A 20,010-nucleotide genomic window follows, 5' to 3' on the forward strand; every position below is an offset into this window, starting at 1 on the left:
TGCGGCAGCGCATGCATTTTGTAATCGACAAGCGATAAAATACGCCGCTATTACACAGGGGCAAGGTGTTATGAGCATAAAAAGTGACCGCTGGATACGCAGGGCCTCGGAGCAGGGCATGATCGAGCCGTTCGAGCCGGGCCAGGTCCGCGAGATCAACGGGCAGCGCATCGTCAGCTACGGCACGAGCAGCTACGGCTACGATGTGCGCTGCGCGGACGAATTCAAGATATTCACCAATATCAATTCCACCATCGTCGATCCCAAGGCGTTCGACGAGAAGTCGTTCGTGGATTTCAAGGGGGATGTATGCATCATTCCGCCGAATTCCTTCGCTCTGGCGCGCACCGTGGAATATTTCCGCATTCCGCGCAGCGTGCTCACAGTCTGCCTGGGCAAGAGCACCTATGCCCGCTGCGGCATCATCGTCAACGTGACGCCGCTGGAACCGGAATGGGAGGGCCACGTTACGCTGGAGTTCTCCAATACGACGCCTCTGCCCGCCAAGATCTATGCCGGAGAAGGGTGCGCGCAGATGCTGTTCTTCGGGGGCGATGAGGTGTGCGAAACCTCGTACCGCGATCGCGGCGGCAAGTACCAGGGGCAGCAGGGCGTGACCCTGCCGCGCACCTGAGCCCGGAGCCCATTGCCCGATTCTCCCGGAATCCGTCCAGGCCGCGCTTGCGGCGCTGCGCGCTGATTCCGGGTGTTAGCATTCCATTTTTCCCTTTCACGTCGCACGCGGCGAAACCCTCCTAATCAGCGCATCAGCGGGAGTCTGGCCATGAAATTTCGCTTTCCCATCGTCATCATCGATGAGGACTATCGCTCGGAGAACGCTTCGGGCCTGGGCATCCGTGCCCTGGCGGCGGCTCTCGAGGCCGAGGGCGTCGAAGTGCTGGGCGTCACCAGCTACGGCGATCTGAGCTCGTTCGCGCAGCAGCAAAGCCGCGCCAGCGCGTTCATCCTGTCGATCGACGATGAGGAGTTCGACGTGGACTCGCCGGAAGACGTGGCGCACGCCATCAAGAACCTGCGCGCCTTCATCGGCGAGCTGCGGTTCCGCAATGAGGAAATCCCCATCTATCTGTATGGCGAAACCCGCACTTCGCAGCATATCCCCAACGATATCCTGCGCGAACTGCATGGCTTCATCCATATGTTCGAGGACACGCCCGAATTCGTGGCGCGCCATATCATCCGCGAGGCGCGCCAGTACCTGGACGGCCTGGCGCCGCCGTTCTTCCGCGAGCTGGTCAAGTATGCGTCCGACGGCTCGTACTCCTGGCACTGCCCGGGGCACTCGGGAGGGGTGGCCTTCCTGAAGAGCCCGGTGGGCCAGATGTTCCACCAGTTCTTCGGCGAGAATATGCTGCGCGCCGACGTCTGCAATGCGGTCGACGAGCTGGGCCAGCTGCTGGACCATACCGGCCCGGTGGCGGAGTCCGAGCTGAATGCCGCACGCATCTTCAACGCCGATCACTGCTTCTTCGTGACCAACGGCACATCCACCTCGAACAAGATCGTCTGGCACGCCAACGTGGCCAACAACGATATCGTCGTGGTGGACCGCAATTGCCACAAATCCATTCTGCACGCCATCACCATGACGGGCGCGATTCCGGTGTTCCTGCGTCCCACGCGCAATCACTTGGGTATCATCGGCCCCATCCCGCTGGAGGAATTCAGTCCGGAAAGCATTCGCCGCAAGATCGAGGCCAACCCGTTCGCCAGCCAGGCCAAGAACAAGCGCCCGCGCATCCTGACGCTGACGCAAAGCACTTATGACGGCGTCATCTACAACGTCGAGATGATCAAGGAACAGCTCTCGGGCGAAATCGACACCTTGCATTTCGACGAAGCCTGGCTGCCGCACGCCGCGTTCCACGAGTTCTACAAGAACATGCACGCCATCGGCGCGGGCCGCCCGCGCTGCAAGGACAGCATGATCTTCGCCACGCACTCCACGCACAAGCTGCTGGCCGGGCTTTCGCAGGCGTCGCAGATTACCGTGCAGGACGCGGAAACGCGCAAGCTGGACCGCAACGTGTTCAACGAAGCCTACCTCATGCATACGTCCACGTCGCCGCAGTATGCCATCATCGCGTCCTGCGACGTGGCGGCGGCCATGATGGAGCCTCCCGGCGGCACGGCCCTGGTCGAGGAATCCATCGCCGAAGCCCTGGATTTCCGCCGCGCCATGCGCAAGGTGGAATCCGAGTTCGGCAAGAACGACTGGTGGTTCAAGGTGTGGGGTCCCAACCGCCTGGTGGCGGACGATATCGGCGATCAGGAAGACTGGCTGCTGGAGTCGGGCGACGCCTGGCACGGCTTCGGCGACCTGGCGCCGGGCTTCAACATGCTGGATCCGATCAAGGCGACCATCGTCACGCCCGGCCTGGACATTTCCGGCACCTTCGCCGACAGCGGCATCCCGGCCTCGCTGGTGTCCAAGTACCTGGTGGAGCACGGCGTGGTCGTGGAAAAGACCGGCCTGTATTCCTTCTTCATCCTGTTCACCATCGGCATCACGAAGGGCCGCTGGAACACGCTGCTGACCGCCCTGCAGCAGTTCAAGGACGACTACGACCGCAACCAGCCGTTGTGGCGCGTGTTGCCCGATTTCCACAAGGCGCATCGGCGCTACGAGCGCATGGGCCTGCGCGATCTCTGCCAGGCGGTGCACGAAGCCTATCGCGACCACAATGTCGCCAGCGTCACCACCGAAATGTACCTGAGCGACATGGTGCCGGCCATGAAGCCGTCGGACGCCTACGCCAAGATGGCGCACCGCGAGGTCGAGCGCGTGGCCATCGACGATCTGGAAGGGCGCGTGACGGGCGTGCTGCTGACGCCTTATCCGCCGGGCATTCCCCTGCTGATCCCGGGAGAGCGATTCAACCGCCGCATCGTGGATTATCTGCGCTTCACGCGCGAATTCAACGACCGCTTTCCCGGATTCGAAACCGACGTGCACGGCCTTGCCACCGAGCGGGACGAGAACGGCAATCTGCGCTACTACGTCGACTGCATCCGCGAAGAGTAAATGTGAGTTCATCCCGCTACGACGCCGTCGTCATCGGCGCGGGCGCGGCCGGCATGATGGCCGCCGCCATGGCCGGGCAGCGGGGGCTGCGCGTGCTGCTGGTCGAGCATGCGCAGCGCCTGGCCGAGAAGATCCGCATCTCCGGCGGAGGGCGCTGCAACTTCACCAATACCGGTGTCACGCATGCGCAGTATCTGTCGCAGAATCCGGATTTCTGCCGTTCGGCGCTGTCCGCCTATACGCCGCGAGACTTCCTGGACCTGGTGGAGCGCCATGGCATACGCTGGCATGAAAAGCATCGCGGGCAATTGTTCTGCGACGAGTCCAGCGAAGACATCATCCGCATGCTGCGCTCGGAGTGCGAGGATGCGCGCGTAGCGTGGCGCATGCCCTGCACGGTGCAGTCCGTATCCCGGAATGGCGACGGCTTTGTCCTGCAGACCAGCCAGGGCGCCATCCATGCCGCGCAACTGGTGCTGGCGACGGGAGGCATGGCCATTCCCCAGCTCGGAGCGACGGATTTCTCCCTGAAGATCGCCAGGCAGTTCGGACTGAAGATCATCGAGCCCAGGCCGGCGCTGGTGCCGCTGGTGTTCGACGCACAGCAATGGAAGCCCTTCGCGGAACTGAGCGGTGTTGCACTGGAAGCCGGTGTTTCCACTGGGAAGGGACGTTCCGCGGGCTACTTCCTGGAAGATCTGCTGCTGACGCATCGAGGGCTTTCGGGGCCGGCCATCCTGCAGATATCCAGCTACTGGAATCCGGGCGAGCCCTTGAGCATCGATCTTGCCCCCGGGAAGGATCTGGAAGAAGAACTGCTGCAGGCCAAGCACACCGGCCGCCAGCAACTGTCCACGATATTGGCCGCGCACTGGCCGCGCCGGCTGGTGGACGGCTGGCTGCGCAGCCAGGGGGCGGAAGCCTTGGGCGGCAGCCGTTTGGCGGAACTGCCGGACGCGCGCATCCGCCGGCTTGCCGCTAGCCTGCATGCCTGGACCATCGTCCCGACGGGCACTGCGGGCTATAAAAAGGCGGAAGTCATGCGCGGAGGGGTGGACACCCGGGCCATTGACCAGAGAACCATGCAGGCGCGCAACGTGCCGGGGCTGTACATCATCGGAGAGGCGCTGGACATCACTGGCTGGCTGGGAGGCTACAACTTTCAGTGGGCCTGGGCTTCCGGAACGGCCTGCGGGCGATCACTGACGGCTGCCTGAGGCTGCGGCCGCCCCTGTGCCGGCGCTTTTCATCGGCCGGTGCGCCGGGTATGCTCCGGATATGTCGGAAAATTTCATTTATTTACAGGTGAAATTGTTCATGATTCGGATATCATGATTGCCATATGACATGCCGATCATGGTGCAAGGCCTGTATCGATGCGGATTCTGGAGATATGCGGCTTGCCGGGGACGGGTCGGCGCCGGCAGGTCCTAAACAATCTCCGGCTCGTGACGATAAGAAAGATGTTTCTTTTGGAATGCATCCGGTCTGGTCACAATGGTAGGAAATCGCAATGACGTTTGACAGGCCAGAGACTGGCGTTGCCCAGAGACTTCTGCCCGCAGTGGTGCAGTCGCTGGTCGCGTTTGTCCTGGCCGACGATGAAGAAAACGTCCTCTTCCTGAATGCAGCCGCGGAAAACCTCTGGGGCTATCGCAAGGAAGACTTGCTGGGAAAGAGCTGCAGGATTCTGTTGCCGCTGGAGCGGCAATCGAGCTCCCTTGCCGCGGTCGCGGCGGACGAGTCCTCGCGCATGTCCGAAAATATGCATATATGCCGCAAAGACGGCGATACGCAATGCGTGGATTTTTTCTGTTCGCGCGGAGTGCTGGGTGGCGAGGGCCATTATCTGATCCAGGCTTTCGCCTTTTCGGAAAAAAATGCATTGCGGGAAGAAAACAGGCTGCTGCGCCTGATCATGAATCATGCGGCGCATGCCGTGTTCATCATCGACCGGCAACGCAGATTGCTGCAGGCCAACAAGGCGTTCACCGAACTGTTCGGCTACACCCTTGACGAAGCCATGGGGAAGGCCCCCGGAGAACTGCTCTCCAGCCCCAGGACGGATATCTCGGCGCTGGAGCGATTGCGCTCCCTTGCCTGGATGCAGGGAGGATATAAAGAAGAAATCCTGGCCCAGGACAAGTACGGGCGCGAGCTGTGGGTCAACTGCAGCCTGAACCCAATCGCCGGAGACAATGGTGAGATCACCAATGCGGTCGTGGTGCTGGAAGACGTGACTGAGCGCCGCCTGATCAGGGACCTGGAGAGGGATGTGCTCCGGGCCTTGACGAGCAGCACCTCGTTCGAGGATCTGGGTGGGTATATCTCCCGGCGCGTAAAGGAGATTGCGCCGGATATCCTGCCGTCCCTGCTGCGTGTGGATGAGCAGGACAGGCTACGCCTGTGGGCGGCCACCTATCTGCCCGATGGCTACAATGCCATGGTCGATGGCGTGCAGACCGGCGAGGGGGCCGGAAGCTGCGGAACCGCCGTGGCCAGGGGCAAGCCGGTCGTGACCGAGGACATCGCCAGCGACAAGCTCTGGCGGGGTGTCAGGGAAGCAGTGCTGGCATACGGGCTCAGGGCCTGCTGGTCTTATCCGATCAAGCGTCCCGACGGCAGCGTGGCGGGCACCTTTGCCTTTTATTCACAACAGCCGGGCAGGCCGACGGCCTTCCATGAGTACATCATCGAAGCCAGCACGCACCTGTGCGCATTGGCGATCGAACGCGAAGAAAGCCGGCTTCAGATCAGTCGCCTGGTACAGTTCGATCAATTGACGGGACTGCCAAACCGCAATCATCTGGCGCGCTACATCGGCGAGTGGATCGAGCAGAATCCGCGACAGGCGATGGCGGTTTTCAGTATCGGTCTCGACCGCTTCAAGGACGTCAATGACGCCCTGGGTCATAGCGCAGGCGACAGGGCGCTGGTGCAGATCGCCGGCCGCTTGCTGGAGCACGTGAATCTCAATGTGTTTCTCGGCCGTACGGAAGGCGATCTGTTCGTCATCGTGGCCACGCATTTCGATGCCACGGAAGCGTCGCGCCTGGCCGAACGCCTGCGTGCCGCGATTGCGGCTCCGATGAGCATCGATCAGGACAGGCTCAGCCTTGGCGCAAGTGTCGGCATCAGCATGTACCCGGAAAGCGGAAGCTGTTGCGATGCGCTGCTGGAGCAGGCCAAGAAAGCCATGTATCAGGCCAAGGCATCGGGTGGCGGCGCCTGCCGCTTCTTCGATTATGAAACGCATTCCGAGGCCAAGACCAGGCTGTTCGTGGGACAGGAACTCAGGCGTGCCATAGTGGAAAGCAGGCTGCATCTGCATTATCAGCCGCAGGTCAGGGCGGGCGATGGCACGCTCTACGGCGTCGAGGCGCTGGCCCGCTGGTCCGATCCCGAGCTGGGCAGCATTCCTCCGGGAAAATTCATCGGTCTTGCGGAGGAGATCGGAGAAATAGAAAATCTGGGCCGCTGGGCGCTCAGGGAGGCCTGCCGGCAGATGGAGGCATGGCGCGGCGCAGGCATAGGGATCCCCGTGGTATCGGTGAACCTGTCGCCGTTCAGCTTCCGCGATCGCTTGCTTCCGGACTATGTGGCGGGGCTGCTGAAGGAATACGGCTTGTCGGGCGTTGATTTGACCATCGAAATCACGGAAAGCGCCGCCATGTCGCTGACGCCGGAAAAGCTGGAAGTCGTCCATGCGCTGCGTGCATTGGGCGTCGGGCTGTCGGTGGACGATTTCGGCACGGGCTTCTCCAGCCTGTCCAATCTGGTGACATTGCCTGTCACCGAGGTCAAGATCGACCGCAGCTTCATCGACCGATGCCTGAAGGAAAAACAGCTGCGCTCGCTGGTGGCGTCCGTCATCGGCATAGGCCAGGCCCTGCAGCTTGCCGTCGTGGCCGAAGGCGTGGAGACCGAAGAGCAGATGGCCCTGCTGGCGCTGCACCGCTGCCCCGTCATGCAGGGCTATCTGTTTTCCAGGCCATTGCCACCCGCGGATATTCCCGCGTGGCTCTCGCATCACTCCCCGGAAAAACGCGGGGAGATGCGGTAACCGGAGGGCGTCCCCTCCGGATTTTCGCCGCGGGCGTTGCCAATCGGGGCGGGATACAGTCTAATTCCGTACTGACGCTGGCCCCGGCCCAGGTTTTCGCACCTGTCAGCCGCCCCGTCAAGGTGGCCGCCCTTGCCGAATGACATATGTTTTCTCGCAAGGACAGCCGGTTTTCTTTCGCTTGTCTGCGCCCAGGCTTGTGCTGCCTGTTCGCCCGGAGTAGTGTTCATGTCGTTTTCCCTCGACTCGCGTCGCCGCGTCGAAGGCTTTGCCTTTCTGCTCGCCTTCGCGCTTTGTGTCCCCGTTGCCAACTGGATGGTACAGAATGTCGGTACTGTCTGCCATCCTGGCGGTCCCTGCCTGATTCCAGTCGCCCCCGGTTTGATGTCGCCCAGCGCGGTATTGATGGCGGGTCTGGCTCTGGTGCTGCGCGATCTGGTCCAGCGCCGCCTTGGCGTTTCGTGGTCTGTCGTGGCGATCGCCGTCGGCGGCGTATTGTCGTGGTGGGTTGCGCCGCCCGCGCTGGTTGTCGCGTCCGTCGCGGCCTTTCTGTTTTCCGAGCTGGCCGACTTGGCCGTCTATACGCCACTGCAGCGCCGCCGCCTGGTGCTGGCCGTGGTGGCCTCCAGCATCGTCGGCCTGGTGATCGATACGCTCATCTTCCTGTGGCTGGCGTTCGGCAGCCTGGAATACACATGGGGCCAGATCGTGGGCAAGAGCTGGATGGTGCTGCTGGCCATCCCCGTGATCCGTCTGCTGCGCCGGCGCGAACTTGCCATGGGCATGCAGCCGGCCTGACCACTGCCACCCCCGTATTCAAGGAGATTTCAATGTCCAGTAGTGACGTTTCTTCGCTGAGCCAGCTCGGCCGCATGGTCGAGGCTCCGGCGGACCCGCAGTCCGCCGTCCTGGAGCGCGTGCCGAACCCGCATCCGGATACCGCCTATGTCGCCCGTTTCACCGCGCCGGAGTTCACCTCGCTTTGCCCTGTGACCGGGCAGCCCGATTTCGCGCACCTGGTCATCGACTATGTGCCGCAGGATTGGCTGGTGGAATCCAAGTCCCTCAAGCTTTACCTGACATCGTTCCGCAACCACGGTGCGTTCCACGAGGATTGCACCGTATCCATCGGCAAGCGGCTGGTTGCCCTGCTGGAGCCCCGTTGGCTGCGCATTGCCGGCTACTGGTATCCGCGTGGCGGCATTCCCATCGATGTGTTCTGGCAGACCGGCAATGCGCCGGATGGCGTGTGGGTGCCGGATACGGGAGTGCCCGCCTACCGGGGAAGAGGCTGAGACACCGGTCCAGCTGTGGCGAGGAAGCTCCCGACTTCAGGCGGGAGTGACTCGCAGCCGTGCCGCCGCGGCGCATGATGTGCGTTTATATTTATATTGCATAAAGAACCAAGAAAATGATTATTTGAGTTGGGTTCCTGTCTCTATAAACTATCCCCAATGCAGAAAAATGCAGAAATCATAGGCTGGCGATGATGGGCCGGCGCGAAGACAGGGGAGTGTGTATGAAGCAGGAAATACGAGGCTGGCGGGGCTGGGTGGCAGCGGCGCTGATGGCTCTGCCGTTGCAACTGGCCGCGGCGGAAAGCTTTCCGAGCAAGCCGATCCGGCTGGTGGCCCCCTTTGTCCCCGGAGGAACGGTGGATGCAGTTTCCAGGGCGCTCTCCGTTCACCTCGCCCAGGAGCTCGGCCAGCAGATCGTGGTGGAAAATCGCTCGGGGGCGTCGGGCAATATCGGCGCGGAATCCGTCGCGCGTTCACCCGCGGACGGGCATACAGTGCTGTTGACGGCCAGCACCATCATTGTCAACCCGCTGGTCATGAAAGAGCAGCCCCGTTTCAATCTGGACGATGATTTCACGCCGATCGGCATGGTCGCCAGTACGCCGCTGGTCTTCGTCGTCGCGCCGGACAGCGGCGTGAACAATGTCCAGGATTTCATCGCCCATGCCAAGGCCCATCCCGACCGGGTGAACTTCGGCGTGGGCGGTTTCGGCTCCGGCGGCCACCTGGCCATGGAATCCTTCAACGTGGAAACCGGCACGCGCATCCCGATGGTGATCTACAAGGGGTCGGCGCATGCATTGACCGACATCGCGGGCGGACAGGTCAGCGCCATCATGGATCCGGTGCTGACGACGCTCCCGCTGGTCCGGGCGGAACGCCTGCGCGCCATCGCCGTCACGGGCGAGCGGCGTAGTGATCTGCTGCCCGATGTGCCGACGCTGAAAGAGGCTGGAGTTCCGAACATGGATTTCGTATCCTGGTACGGCATGTGGGCGCCGGCCGGTCTTCCCGATGAGGTCGCCGTGCGCCTGCAGGAAGCGCTGGCCAAGGTCCTGGCCAAGCCGGAAGTACGCGCATGGCTGGCGGAGCAGGGGCTGAATCCGGGCGAGTCGACAGGCGCGCAGTTCGCCGGGCTGGTGCGCGAGGAAAGGCGCAAATATGCGCGTGTCGTCGAGCAGGCGGGCATCGAGGCCAAATAACAATGCCTCCGCGGCCAGCTGTGCGGGATCGTCCGGCCCGCATGGCCGGCAAGGGGGCTGCCGGCGGCATGATGGCGGTCGTCCGCGTGCATTGACATCCTCCCGTTCCTCAACCTGTGGTTGCCGCTTGCGCGGAAAGGAAGGGGATTCCTACGGCACCCAGGCGCGGCATTGAGCCGCCCCTGAGCCGCTTCGGTGGGTTCCTGCTGCTGGCGACCTGACCGCATCGCTCACTTCACAGGCGAACCGGGCGTGTCCCGCCCTTAACACATTGATCGCACCGACCACATCGGCGTTTTCCTCGAAGCCACACCCGACGCACCGGAACCGCGCTTGCGTGAGCCGACTGTCCGCCGACACATGACCGCAGCACGGACACGTCCGGCTCGTGTTCCGCGGCGGCACGGCGATCAGATACCCGCCGTTCCACGCCAGCTTGTAGTCCAGTTGGCGGCGGAACTCGAACCAGCCTTGGTCGAGGATGGCTTTGTTCAGGCCCGACTTGGCCCGAACCTGCTTGCCCGGCTGCTCGGTGGTACCTGCCGCCGACCTGGACATGTTCCGAACCTGCAAGTCCTCGATACAAACCAGCGCGTGGTTTTTGCTGATGGCTGTCGTGGCCTTGTGCAGGTAGTCGCGGCGAGCATTGCCGATGCGGGCATGAATACGCTGGACGCGGGCTTTCGCGCGCTTCCAGTTGCTGCTGAACTTCATTTTACGGCTCATGGCCTGCTGTGCACAGCGCAGCGCCATCTCATGCTGCTTGAAGCTGTTGAGCGGCGCATGGAACGTGCCGTCCGAGAGCGTGGCGAAGCGGGCGATGCCCATGTCGATGCCCACCGCTGTCGTGGATTGCGGCAAGGGCTGCGCGACTTCACGCTCAGTCTGGATGGACACGAACCATTTACCATCGGACAGGCTGACGGTGACATTCTTCACCGTACCCAGGACACGGTGGCTGTTGCGGTAGCGCAGCCAGCCCAGCAAAGAAGTTGGCATAAGCTCGCTCCAGATCCTTCAACGCCTGCTGCAGCGCCTGGCTGGGCGCGTCGGACAGCCAGCAGGTTTGCGCCCGGGCCTTCCACTGGACCAGCGCCTTGCACAGATCGGCGTAGCTCAGCGTCTTTTCGCCTTGCGCAAAGCGTTCTTTCTGCAAGGCCAGCGCCTTATTGAATACGAAGCGGCGCATGTGGCGCTGCTGTTCGCCAGTGGGCATCAGTGCGTATCGGAAGGCTTGAAGGCGTCGCATGACTCATGGAACTGTTTATATATACAGCATTATAGGATGGCTGCGCCATCCGCGCTATCCATCCCAGCCATGAATGGCTGGGCTTTCCGCGCAAGAGGGTAATATGGCTTTCCCGCAGGCGGGCCCTGCGATTTTGCGAACCGCCATGAAACTGGACTCGATCACTGTCCGCCTGCTGCTGGCCATCGCCGAAGAAGGCAGTATTTCGCGAGCAGCGGAAACCTGCAGGCTGGCAGTGGCGGCGGCCTCGCGTCGTCTGTCGGAACTGGAGGCGCAGCTTGGCGTTGCGCTGTTCGAGCGTAAGCCGCATGGCGTAAAGCTCACGGTCGCCGGCGAGCAACTGCTGCGGCATGTCCACCAGATCGACAGCCTGGTGCATCGCTTGCGCGACGATGCCCGAGCCCTGGGACGGGGCAGCGAAGGGAGAGTCATTATTGGCGCTCCAAAGGCGGCAATAATGCAGTTCCTGGGACGGGATCTGGCAAACGTGCAAAGCCGCTATCCAGGCATCGCCCTGAAAGTGGTCGAGGAAAACAGCAAGATCATCCAGCAATTGTTGCGCGATAAAGTCATCGATATCGGCATTTACGAGCAGACGCTCGGTTTCCTGAATATGCCGCGCCATGCTTACCGCAACGATCATCTGGCGCTGATCCATCATCCCGGGTTTTTTCATCTGGGAAGCGGGCCTGTTTCCATCGAACAACTGATGGATCTGCCTATCGTTTGCCTGGGCCGCGGTTCGGCCATTCTGGCTGCCGTGCAGCGCACCTATCAATTGCATGGCCGGCATTTCCAGGACGACCTGACGGTCAGCGGGTTCGACACCATGCTGGCTCTCGTCAGGGAAGGGCTGGGAATCGGCCTCATTCCTCCCGGCGTTGCACGGCGCCTGGATCCGGCGGGAGAACTGCGGCAACTGGAACTGGCCGGGAACTGGCATCAGCGGCACTATGTGCTGTCCAGCGTCGAAGGCAGGGCCCAGCGCCTGGCGCTCGAGCGCGTGGTCGATACACTCCTGCATCCCTGATAGCCGTCCAGGCCGCGCCTGGCCTCTCGAATCTTTATGTGTCCCTCTGGTTTGCTGAAATTCGAAACCAGACATGATGTGAATCATATTGCGGCGAAAGTGCACGGAATGAACAATAGCCATACAACAACATTCCGTAGGAGACTCAATGATGAAACGGCGTCATTTCCTGGCCGGCGCAGCCGCGCTGATGACCAGTCCCTGGCACGCCTGGGCGCAACCCTCTTCCTTGCCTGAGGGGCAAATCCGTATTTTCGTCGGCTGGGCTCCGGGCGGCGGCACGGATACGTTTGCGCGCATCATCAGCCAGAAGCTGGGAGAGCGCTGGGGCAAGGCCGTGGTGGTCGAGAACAAGCCCGGCGCCACCGGCATGCTGGCCGCCGGCTACTTCGCCAACACGGAATGCAGGGAAGGCATCAACCTGCTGATCACTCATGTCAACACGCATGCCATTGCTCCGCACCTGTTCCAGTCGCGCATCAATTACGATGCATTGAAAGATTTCACACCCATTGTCTCGATCGGGGCGACGCCGCACCTGCTGGTGACCAGCGTCGACAATCCCGTCGACTCCGTGCAGGAAATCGTCGAGGCGTGCCGCGCCGCGCCGGGGAAAGTCACATTCGGTTCCTCGGGCGTCGGCTCGGTCCAGCACCTGGCCATCGCCATGTTCAATGCCGCGGCGGATGTCCAGGGCCTGCACGTGCCGTACAAGGGATCGGGACCCATGCATTCCGACATGATGGGGCGCCAGATCGGGTACAGCTTCGACACCATGACGGCCTCGGCGCCGCATGTGCAGGGCGGACGCTTCAAGGCGCTGGCCCAGACCCGCATGACGCGCACGAAGAGCTTTCCCGATTTGCCCACCATGGATGAGCTGGGATTCAAGAACTATGACGCATCGAGCTGGTATGGGGTGTCCGGACCGTCCGGCATGCCCGCGGAAATCGTGCAGATGCTGAACGAGGAAATCAATGCCGTGCTGGCCATGCCCGACGTCGTGGAGCGGTTCGAGGGCTACGGCGTGGAGGATGGCGGCGGTTCGGCAGAGAAGTTCGCCGGCTTCATGCAGGACGAATATACGAAGTGGGGCGAGGTCGTTCGCGTCGCGGGTGTCACAGCAGAGGGGTAAGAAAATGTCGAAGAGCGCAGTGAATCTGCCGTTGAAAGGGGTGCGTGTGCTGGATGTGAGCCAGGTCATGGCGGGGCCGTTTGCCTGCATGCTGCTTGGCGACATGGGGGCCGATGTCATCAAGATCGAGCCGCCGCAGGGGGACCAGACGCGCGCCGCCATGGGATTCAAGATGCGCGGTCCGGACAGCATGGGGTTTCTCAATATGAACCGGAACAAACGCTCTCTTTCACTGGATCTGAAGGATGAGCGTGATCGCGAGGTGTTCTATCGTCTGGTCGAGACGGCCGATATCCTGGTGGAAAATTACCGGCCCGGCGTGGTGCAGCGGCTGGGCATCGACTACGACACGCTCAAGGCGCGCAACCCGCGCCTGGTGTATGCCAGTATTTCCGGTTTCGGGCAAAGCGGCCCCTGGTCGACCAGGCCGGGGTTCGATCTGATGGCGCAGGCCATGTCGGGCGTCATGAGCGTGACGGGCTACCCGGACAGTCCACCGGTCAAGGCGGGAGTGCCGGTCGCCGACATAGGCTGCGCCATGTTCGCGGTCTACGCCATTCTCTCGGCCTATATCGGCGTGAAGAACGGTGCGGAGGGGCAGCACATCGACGCCGCGTTGTTCGACGCCGCCATGGCGTTCTCTATCTGGGACATGTCGTCCTATTGGGGGACGGGCGAGGCGCCCGGCCCCGTGGGTACCAGCAACAAAATGAGCGCGCCGTACCAGGCCGTGAAGGCGCGCGACGGATATTTCGTCATGGGGGCGACGAACCAGAAGCTGTGGGCCAGGCTGTGCGGCCTGATCGAACGGCCAGATCTGCTGGAGCATGCGGATTACGCTACGATCGCGGATCGCCTGAAGAACCGCGAGGCGTTGATCGATGAGTTGGAAAAGGAACTGGCCAGGCGCGACAGCCAGGAATGGGTGGACCTGATGCTGGAAACCGGCATCCCGGCCGGGCCCATCCTTTCTTATCCGGAGGCGTTTGACAGCGAGCATGGCCAGCATCGGGGCATGTGCATGGAAATCGACCATCCCATCGAAGGCAAGGTCAAGAATATCGGTTTTCCCGTCAAGCTTTCCGGCACGCCGCAGCAGGTACGCCGCCATCCTCCGCTGCTGGGCGAGCACAACCAGGAAATTCTCGCCGAACTGGGAATGGAAGCGCACCATGAGTGAGCCGGTACGGAAAACGCTGTCCGAAGACGGTGTTGCGGAAATCCTGGTCGACCGCCCGGCGCAGCGCAACGCCATGACGATGGACATGTATGCCGCGCTGGTTGCGCATGTGCGTGCGTGCGCCCAGGACGAGCGCGTGCGCTGCGTGCTGCTGCGCGGCGCTGGCGGCCAGTCGTTCATCGCGGGCACCGACATCTCCTACTTCCAGGATTTTCGCGATGGGAGCGCAGGCATCGAATACGAAAAGCAGGTGGAAAGCGTGGTGGATGCGGTGGAGCGCCTGCCGGCGCCGACTGTCGCTGTGATCGACGGCTGGGCCGTAGGCGGCGGGCTGGCGCTGGCGGCCGCATGCGATTTTCGCGTATGCAGCGAAAAGTCACGTTTTGGCGTTCCTATTGCCCGCACCCTGTCCAATACGCTGTCGACGCGCAATCTGGCGCGCCTGGTCGCCGCTTTCGGCATGACGAGCGTCAAGCGCATGCTGATGCTGGCCGAGGCGCTGGATGCGCAGGAAGCGCGCCAGTGCGGTTTCGTCCATGCCGTTCATCCCGCCGAATCCCTGCAGGCCGAGGCGCATGCCCTGGCGCTGCGCCTCGGCGAACTGTCGCGGGTGACGCAGTCGGCGGTCAAGGAAAGCCTGCGGCGCTTGCTGATCGAGCAGAGCATGGAGGACGACGACCTGATCGAGAATGTTTACGGCAGCGCGTCGTTTCGACGGGGAGTGGAAGGGTTCCTGGGGCGCAGGCCGGCTTAGAAAGCGAGCAAGAGAAGCCGCGAAAACCACTTGAAATTCATCTTCCGGACCTTATATTCCAGATAGAGGTTCCCGGCGGATTCATCGCCGGAGGGCAGTCTTGCCGGCAAGGCTGGGAACAGGTTGTTGTTCATGATTGTCTTTTACAGGAGGTGAATGATGAGTGTTCGTGATCTTGTCTCCTGGGGTCGGCGGAGCCAGGCTCCAGCAGTGTCTTCCCAAAGTACGGATCATCCGTTCATGTCGTTTCAGCGTGACATGAATCGCCTGTTTGACGATATGTTCAGGTCGTTCGACCTTGCCGCGCCTTCCGATGTATTCACGCCGGCGTTCACCGGCAACTGGCCGCGCCTGGAGGTCACGGACGGGGACAAGGCCCTGCAGGTGACGGCGGAACTGCCCGGCCTGGAGGAAAAGGATGTCGAACTGCTGCTGGAAGACGGCGTGCTGACCATCCGCGGAGAAAAGCAGGCCGAGAAACAGGACGACGCAAAGCAGTTTTCCGAACGGTTCTATGGCCGTTTCGAGCGTCGCCTGCGCCTGGGCTACGACATCGATGAAGAGAACGTCAAAGCCAGTTTCAAGAACGGCGTCCTGACGATCGACCTGCCCAAGGACCAATCGGCCGGCTCACGCGTCAAGCGGATTGCGCTGAACCAGTGACAGGCATGTGACCATGCATCGGGCCCGGGTTGCCATGTGGCGTCCGGGCCCGTTTTTTACATTGAGGCAGGCGTCAAGCCCCCATTCCCATGGCCCAGCCCGCAAGACCGGCCAGCAGCACGACGAATGCCGGAGGCAGGCGTCCGACCGTCAGCAACCCGAATGAGACCAGCGCCAGCCCGAAATCGGCCTTGCCGTGTATGGCGCTGCTCCAGACCGGGTCATAGAGGGCAGACAGCAGGATGCCGACAACGCCGGCATTGATGCCTGCCATGGCCTTCCGGATGCCGGTGCGATGGCGCAGGCTTTCCCAGAACGGTAATACGCCGACAAGGATAAAAAGCGCCGGCAGGAATATGGCCACCAGCAGTACGAGGCCGCCGGTCCAGCCATGCAGCGGTCCGTTGGCGATTGCTCCGAGGTAGGCGGAGAAGGTGAACAGGGGACCGGGGACGGCCTGGGCGGCGCCATAGCCTGCCAGGAAATCGGCATTGTCGACGATGCCGCCGGGTACGACTGTGGACTGCAATAGCGGCAGCACGACATGGCCGCCGCCAAAGACAAGCGCGCCGGAGCGGTAGATTCCTTCCAGCAGGGCGATTGTGGATGAGCCCGAGGTCGCGGCCCATAAGGGCAGGCCAATGAGAGGGATTGCGAACAGCAGCAATGCTGCGATGCCTGCCCTGCGTGAAACGGGATAGCGTCGGGCCTGTCCTCCGCCAGTCTGCGGCACGCTCGGGCTCAGCCATCCCAGTAATCCCGTTGCAGCAATGGCGGCGACCTGGCCCGCCGCCGAGGGAACGGTCATGGTCAGCAATGCCGCCAGGATGGCCATGGCGGCACGCGGTCTGTCCGGACACAACGACCTGGCCATGCCCCATACGGCCTGCGCCACGATGGCTACGGCTACGACCTTGAGTCCCTGCACCCAGCCGGATCGGGCCATGTCCTCGTATTCTGAGAGCCCGAGAGCGAACAGGATCAGCGCGATGGCCGAAGGCAGGGTGAATCCGGTCCAGGCCGCCAGAAGACCCAGCCAGCCGGCGCGTTGCAATCCCAAGGCCATGCCGACCTGGCTGCTGGCTGGTCCCGGCAGGAACTGGCACAGGGCGACCAGATCAGCATAGCTGCGGTCGTCCAGCCAGCGGCGGCGATCGACGAATTCCGAGCGGAAGTAGCCCAGGTGCGCTATGGGGCCGCCGAAGGATGTCAGGCCCAGCTTGAGAAAAGCGCCGAAGACCTCGGCTGGCGTGCCGGGTGCGGGTGGCGCTTTGCCATCCTTCGGATTTGTCGGATCCGTCATTTGTGCGTAGCGTTTCGTGTCAGGCTGGAGTGTTCCCGTCTTCACTGTTCACTGTAGCGGCAGGCCGGGATGGGAGAGCGATAGTCTACGACACTTTCAGGCAGTTTTCCCGAGGTGGATGCCGTCGGTCGGTCCGGCAGGCCCCGGCACGGCAGCCCGGTCGGCTCCGTAAGCCGGACGCCGCTTACGGAGTCTTGTCCCCCCTGCGCGCGGCTTCGATCCCGGCGATGTCGATCTTCCTCATCGTCATCATTGCCTCCATCGCGCGCCTTGCCGTGATCGAACCACAGGCAGGTGATCATGTCTGTCATGCCGCTCCCTTCAGTTATCCAGTATGGGCATGAAGCCGCCGAAGATCATGCGTTTGCCGTCGAAGCACATCGGTTCGCACATCTCTTTCATGCGCGGATCGTTCGTCATTTTTTCCATGACAGCGTTGCGCACTTCCTTGGAGGGGTACTCGAACCAGCTGAATACCACGGCTTCGTCCTCCTGCGCCTGGACCGCCCTGCGGAAATCGGTAACCTTGCCGTCGGGCACGTCGTCTTCCCAGCATTCCACCACGCGGGTTACGCCGAATTCCTTGAACAGGGGAACGCCTTTTGCGGCCATGTCCCGATACGCCTGCTTGTTGGCCCGAGGCACGGCCAATACGAATCCCTCGACGTATTTCATCTCACTCATGTCATACTCCTTTGGATATAGGGAAGTACTGCAAGGTGCAACCACCCGGACGGCCATCCCGGGATTCTTCGAACTTGATTAAAGTTGATATCAACATAATAATGCAGCCATGTCAAAGAAAATTCCATTTGAAACGACGCTGCATGTGCGCGACACCTGTCTGTGCCTGCATGTGCAGCGCGCCGCGCGTGCATTGGCCCGCCATTTCGACGAGGCCTTGCGGCCCGTAGGGTTGACCAACTGGCCCGAGGCACGGCCAATACGAATCCCTCGACGTATTTCATCTCACTCATGTCATACTCCTTTGGATATAGGGAAGTACTGCAAGGTGCAACCACCCGGACGGCCATCCCGGGATTCTTCGAACTTGATTAAAGTTGATATCAACATAATAATGCAGCCATGTCAAAGAAAATTCCATTTGAAACGACGCTGCATGTGCGCGACACCTGTCTGTGCCTGCATGTGCAGCGCGCCGCGCGTGCATTGGCCCGCCATTTCGACGAGGCCTTGCGGCCCGTAGGGTTGACCAACGGGCAGTTTTCGCTGCTGATGGCGCTGAATCGTCCCCAGCCGCCGGCCATCAAGCCCGTGGCGCAGTTGCTGGCCATGGATCGCACCACCTTGACCGCCGCGATCAAGCCGCTGGAGCGGCAAGGCCTGGTGAGGATCGATAGCGATCCCGACGACCGCCGTAGCCGCCTGCTGGCGTTGACGGAGAAAGGGCATCGGGTATTGTCGGAGGCTTTGCCCATCTGGACGAATGCACATGCCGAGTTCGACGCGCAACTGGGCGCCGAGGTCATGGAGGACCTGCGCGCGAGTTTGCGGATGCTGGCGTGAATAGGCCTTCTACAGGACGGGTGATTGGTATCAATATGGCTGCGGACGGTGTAATGTATCGTTGACGATGCTGTCTTTCGTTGCCTTGAGCCCGCAAGGCCTGCTTGAGGCTTTTCTCCCGACGTATGTATTGGATATTCGAGCCATGACTCATTCAGACGCAAACGATCAATCGCCTCATGCCGGCAAGCACATTTCGCCCAAGCATTCCACGCACCCGCTGTTATCCTACCTGGATCCCGAGCATCTTGGCCCGTGGGGCATCTATCTGCAGCAGGTCGACCGTGTCACTCCTTATCTGGGACACCTGGCCAAGTGGGTAGAGACGCTCAAGCGCCCCAAGCGCGCGCTGATCGTCGATATTCCCATCGAACTGGACAACGGCACGGTGGCTCACTTCGAGGGCTATCGCGTGCAGCACAATCTTTCGCGCGGCCCGGGCAAGGGCGGGGTGCGCTTCCACCAGGACGTGACCCTGTCCGAAGTGATGGCGCTGTCGGCCTGGATGTCTGTCAAGAATGCCGCCGTCAACGTGCCTTATGGCGGCGCCAAGGGAGGCGTGCGCATCGACCCGCGCAAGTATTCGCAGAACGAACTGGAAAAGGTGGCGCGCCGCTATACCAGCGAGATAGGCCTGATCATCGGGCCGACCAAGGACATTCCGGCCCCGGACGTGAATACCAATGAAAAAGTCATGGCCTGGATGATGGATACCTATTCACAGAACGTCGGCGCCACGGCTACCGGCGTGGTCACGGGCAAGCCCATCGAGCTGGGCGGCTCGCTGGGCCGGCGTGAGGCGACCGGGCGCGGCGTGTTCACCGTGGGCGTGGAAGCCGCCAAGCTGATCGGGCTGCCCATCGACGGTGTGCGCGTGGCGATACAGGGCTTCGGTAACGTCGGAGGCACGGCCGGCAAGCTGTTTGCCGAGGCCGGCGCCAAGGTCGTGGCGGTGCAGGATCACACGGGCACCGTGTACCGCGATGGCGGGTTGGATGTAGAGGCGCTGCTTGCGCACGTGCGCGAGACTGGCGGCGTCAGCGGCTTCGGCAAGGCCGATGTCATGGCCGACGACGAGTTCTGGGGCGTCGACTGCGATATCCTGATCCCCGCCGCCCTGGAAGGGCAGGTCAACAAGGACACCGCGCCACGCATCAAGGCCAAGATGGTGATCGAAGGCGCCAACGGCCCGACCACGCCCACGGCCGACGATATCCTGAACGACAAGGGCGTGCTGGTGCTGCCTGACGTGATCGCCAATGCCGGCGGCGTCACGGTCAGCTACTTCGAGTGGGTGCAGGACTTCTCCAGCTTTTTCTGGACAGAGGACGAGATCAACCAGCGCCTGGTCAAGATCATGAAGGACGCGTTCAACGCCGTCTGGCAGGTGGCGCAGCAGCACAAGGTATCGCTGCGCACGGCGACCTTCATCGTGGCGTGCTCGCGCATCTTGCAGGCGCGCGAACTGCGCGGCCTGTATCCGTGATGACGGCTGCGGCAAAAGTACTGGGCGCAGCGGTTCTGGCAGCGTCCGGGAAAGAGGAAGCGGCGGACTAGCCC

The 20,010-nt window shown here is 62.1% G+C and carries 19 protein-coding genes and 1 pseudogene; 15 read left to right on the forward strand and 5 right to left on the reverse strand.

Annotated features, from left to right (window positions below; all coding sequences use genetic code 11):
* The first annotated feature begins 70 nt into the window (after positions 1-70).
* The 7 genes from dcd (at position 71) to EV686_RS14735 (ending at position 9,609) form a co-directional block, all read left to right on the forward strand.
* Positions 71-634 (forward strand): dCTP deaminase, encoded by a 564-nt coding sequence (gene dcd / locus EV686_RS14705; protein WP_132477710.1) that lies wholly within the window; start codon positions 71-73, stop codon positions 632-634.
* Between the two features lie 150 nt (positions 635-784).
* Positions 785-3,046, forward strand: a complete 2,262-nt coding sequence (locus tag EV686_RS14710) for an arginine/lysine/ornithine decarboxylase (protein ID WP_132477711.1) — start codon at positions 785-787, stop codon at positions 3,044-3,046.
* A gap of 53 nt (positions 3,047-3,099) precedes the next feature.
* Positions 3,100-4,263 (forward strand): BaiN/RdsA family NAD(P)/FAD-dependent oxidoreductase, encoded by a 1,164-nt coding sequence (locus tag EV686_RS14715; RefSeq protein ID WP_132477747.1) that lies wholly within the window; start codon positions 3,100-3,102, stop codon positions 4,261-4,263.
* A 296-nt stretch (positions 4,264-4,559) separates the two neighbouring features.
* A complete protein-coding gene (dosP, locus tag EV686_RS14720) occupies positions 4,560-7,109 on the forward strand; it encodes an oxygen-sensing cyclic-di-GMP phosphodiesterase DosP (RefSeq protein ID WP_132477712.1) in 2,550 nt (849 codons plus the stop codon).
* A 228-nt stretch (positions 7,110-7,337) separates the two neighbouring features.
* On the forward strand, positions 7,338-7,907 hold the full coding sequence (locus EV686_RS14725; protein ID WP_132477713.1) for a VUT family protein: 570 nt from the start codon (positions 7,338-7,340) through the stop codon (positions 7,905-7,907).
* 32 nt (positions 7,908-7,939) lie between these two features.
* Entirely contained in the window at positions 7,940-8,404 is a 465-nt protein-coding gene (gene queF, locus EV686_RS14730) for a preQ(1) synthase (protein WP_132477714.1), read from the forward strand.
* 224 nt (positions 8,405-8,628) lie between these two features.
* Positions 8,629-9,609 carry a Bug family tripartite tricarboxylate transporter substrate binding protein gene (locus tag EV686_RS14735; protein WP_165972631.1) on the forward strand — a complete coding sequence of 327 codons (981 nt, stop codon included), beginning with the start codon at positions 8,629-8,631 and terminating at the stop codon, positions 9,607-9,609.
* 150 nt (positions 9,610-9,759) lie between these two features.
* Here EV686_RS14735 and EV686_RS14740 read toward each other — a convergent pair whose 3' ends face one another.
* Positions 9,760-10,608, reverse strand: a complete 849-nt coding sequence (locus tag EV686_RS14740) for an RNA-guided endonuclease InsQ/TnpB family protein (RefSeq protein ID WP_377747900.1) — start codon at positions 10,606-10,608, stop codon at positions 9,760-9,762.
* Positions 10,514-10,858 (reverse strand): helix-turn-helix domain-containing protein, encoded by a 345-nt coding sequence (locus tag EV686_RS19135; RefSeq protein ID WP_377747901.1) that lies wholly within the window; start codon positions 10,856-10,858, stop codon positions 10,514-10,516. Before EV686_RS19135 ends, EV686_RS14740 begins: the two co-directional genes overlap by 95 nt.
* A 145-nt stretch (positions 10,859-11,003) precedes the next feature.
* Here EV686_RS19135 and EV686_RS14745 point away from each other — a divergent pair, with 145 nt between their 5' ends.
* The 5 genes from EV686_RS14745 (at position 11,004) to EV686_RS14765 (ending at position 15,620) form a co-directional block, all read left to right on the forward strand.
* Positions 11,004-11,888, forward strand: a complete 885-nt coding sequence (locus tag EV686_RS14745) for a LysR family transcriptional regulator (RefSeq protein ID WP_132477716.1) — start codon at positions 11,004-11,006, stop codon at positions 11,886-11,888.
* Between the two features lie 151 nt (positions 11,889-12,039).
* Positions 12,040-13,023, forward strand: coding sequence for a Bug family tripartite tricarboxylate transporter substrate binding protein (locus EV686_RS14750; protein WP_132477748.1), 984 nt, complete (start codon positions 12,040-12,042; stop codon positions 13,021-13,023).
* 4 nt (positions 13,024-13,027) lie between these two features.
* Positions 13,028-14,203, forward strand: a complete 1,176-nt coding sequence (locus EV686_RS14755; protein WP_132477717.1) for a CaiB/BaiF CoA transferase family protein — start codon at positions 13,028-13,030, stop codon at positions 14,201-14,203.
* Positions 14,196-14,957: an enoyl-CoA hydratase gene (locus tag EV686_RS14760; RefSeq protein ID WP_132477718.1), complete on the forward strand. Its 762-nt coding sequence runs from the start codon at positions 14,196-14,198 to the stop codon at positions 14,955-14,957. Before EV686_RS14755 ends, EV686_RS14760 begins: the two co-directional genes overlap by 8 nt.
* A gap of 240 nt (positions 14,958-15,197) precedes the next feature.
* Positions 15,198-15,620, forward strand: coding sequence for an Hsp20/alpha crystallin family protein (locus EV686_RS14765; RefSeq protein ID WP_207901794.1), 423 nt, complete (start codon positions 15,198-15,200; stop codon positions 15,618-15,620).
* Positions 15,621-15,693: 73 nt separating this feature from the next.
* Here the strand turns inward: EV686_RS14765 and chrA are convergent, their stop codons facing one another.
* From chrA to EV686_RS14780, 3 genes are read right to left on the reverse strand one after another with little or no spacing between them, the layout of a single operon-like run.
* Positions 15,694-16,923, reverse strand: coding sequence for a chromate efflux transporter (chrA, locus tag EV686_RS14770; RefSeq protein ID WP_132477719.1), 1,230 nt, complete (start codon positions 16,921-16,923; stop codon positions 15,694-15,696).
* Between the two features lie 41 nt (positions 16,924-16,964).
* The gene (locus tag EV686_RS19015) at positions 16,965-17,234 is read right to left on the reverse strand and encodes a hypothetical protein (RefSeq protein ID WP_207901796.1); all 270 of its coding nucleotides are present in this window, start codon (positions 17,232-17,234) and stop codon (positions 16,965-16,967) included.
* Positions 17,235-17,244: 10 nt separating this feature from the next.
* Positions 17,245-17,598, reverse strand: a complete 354-nt coding sequence (locus EV686_RS14780; RefSeq protein ID WP_132477750.1) for a DUF1428 domain-containing protein — start codon at positions 17,596-17,598, stop codon at positions 17,245-17,247.
* 118 nt (positions 17,599-17,716) lie between these two features.
* Between EV686_RS14780 and EV686_RS18895 the strand changes: the two are divergent.
* The 3 genes and pseudogenes from EV686_RS18895 to EV686_RS14795 form a co-directional block, all read left to right on the forward strand.
* Positions 17,717-17,848 (forward strand): annotated as a pseudogene (locus EV686_RS18895) (MarR family transcriptional regulator); the annotation flags it as partial.
* Between the two features lie 161 nt (positions 17,849-18,009).
* On the forward strand, positions 18,010-18,450 hold the full coding sequence (locus tag EV686_RS14790) for a MarR family winged helix-turn-helix transcriptional regulator (protein ID WP_132477720.1): 441 nt from the start codon (positions 18,010-18,012) through the stop codon (positions 18,448-18,450).
* Positions 18,451-18,595: 145 nt separating this feature from the next.
* The gene (locus EV686_RS14795; RefSeq protein WP_132477721.1) at positions 18,596-19,936 is read left to right on the forward strand and encodes a Glu/Leu/Phe/Val family dehydrogenase; all 1,341 of its coding nucleotides are present in this window, start codon (positions 18,596-18,598) and stop codon (positions 19,934-19,936) included.
* Positions 19,937-20,010: the final 74 nt, after the last annotated feature.

The sequence above is a fragment of the Paracandidimonas soli genome (assembly GCF_004342005.1).
Classification (GTDB): Bacteria; Pseudomonadota; Gammaproteobacteria; order Burkholderiales; family Burkholderiaceae_B; genus Paracandidimonas; species Paracandidimonas soli.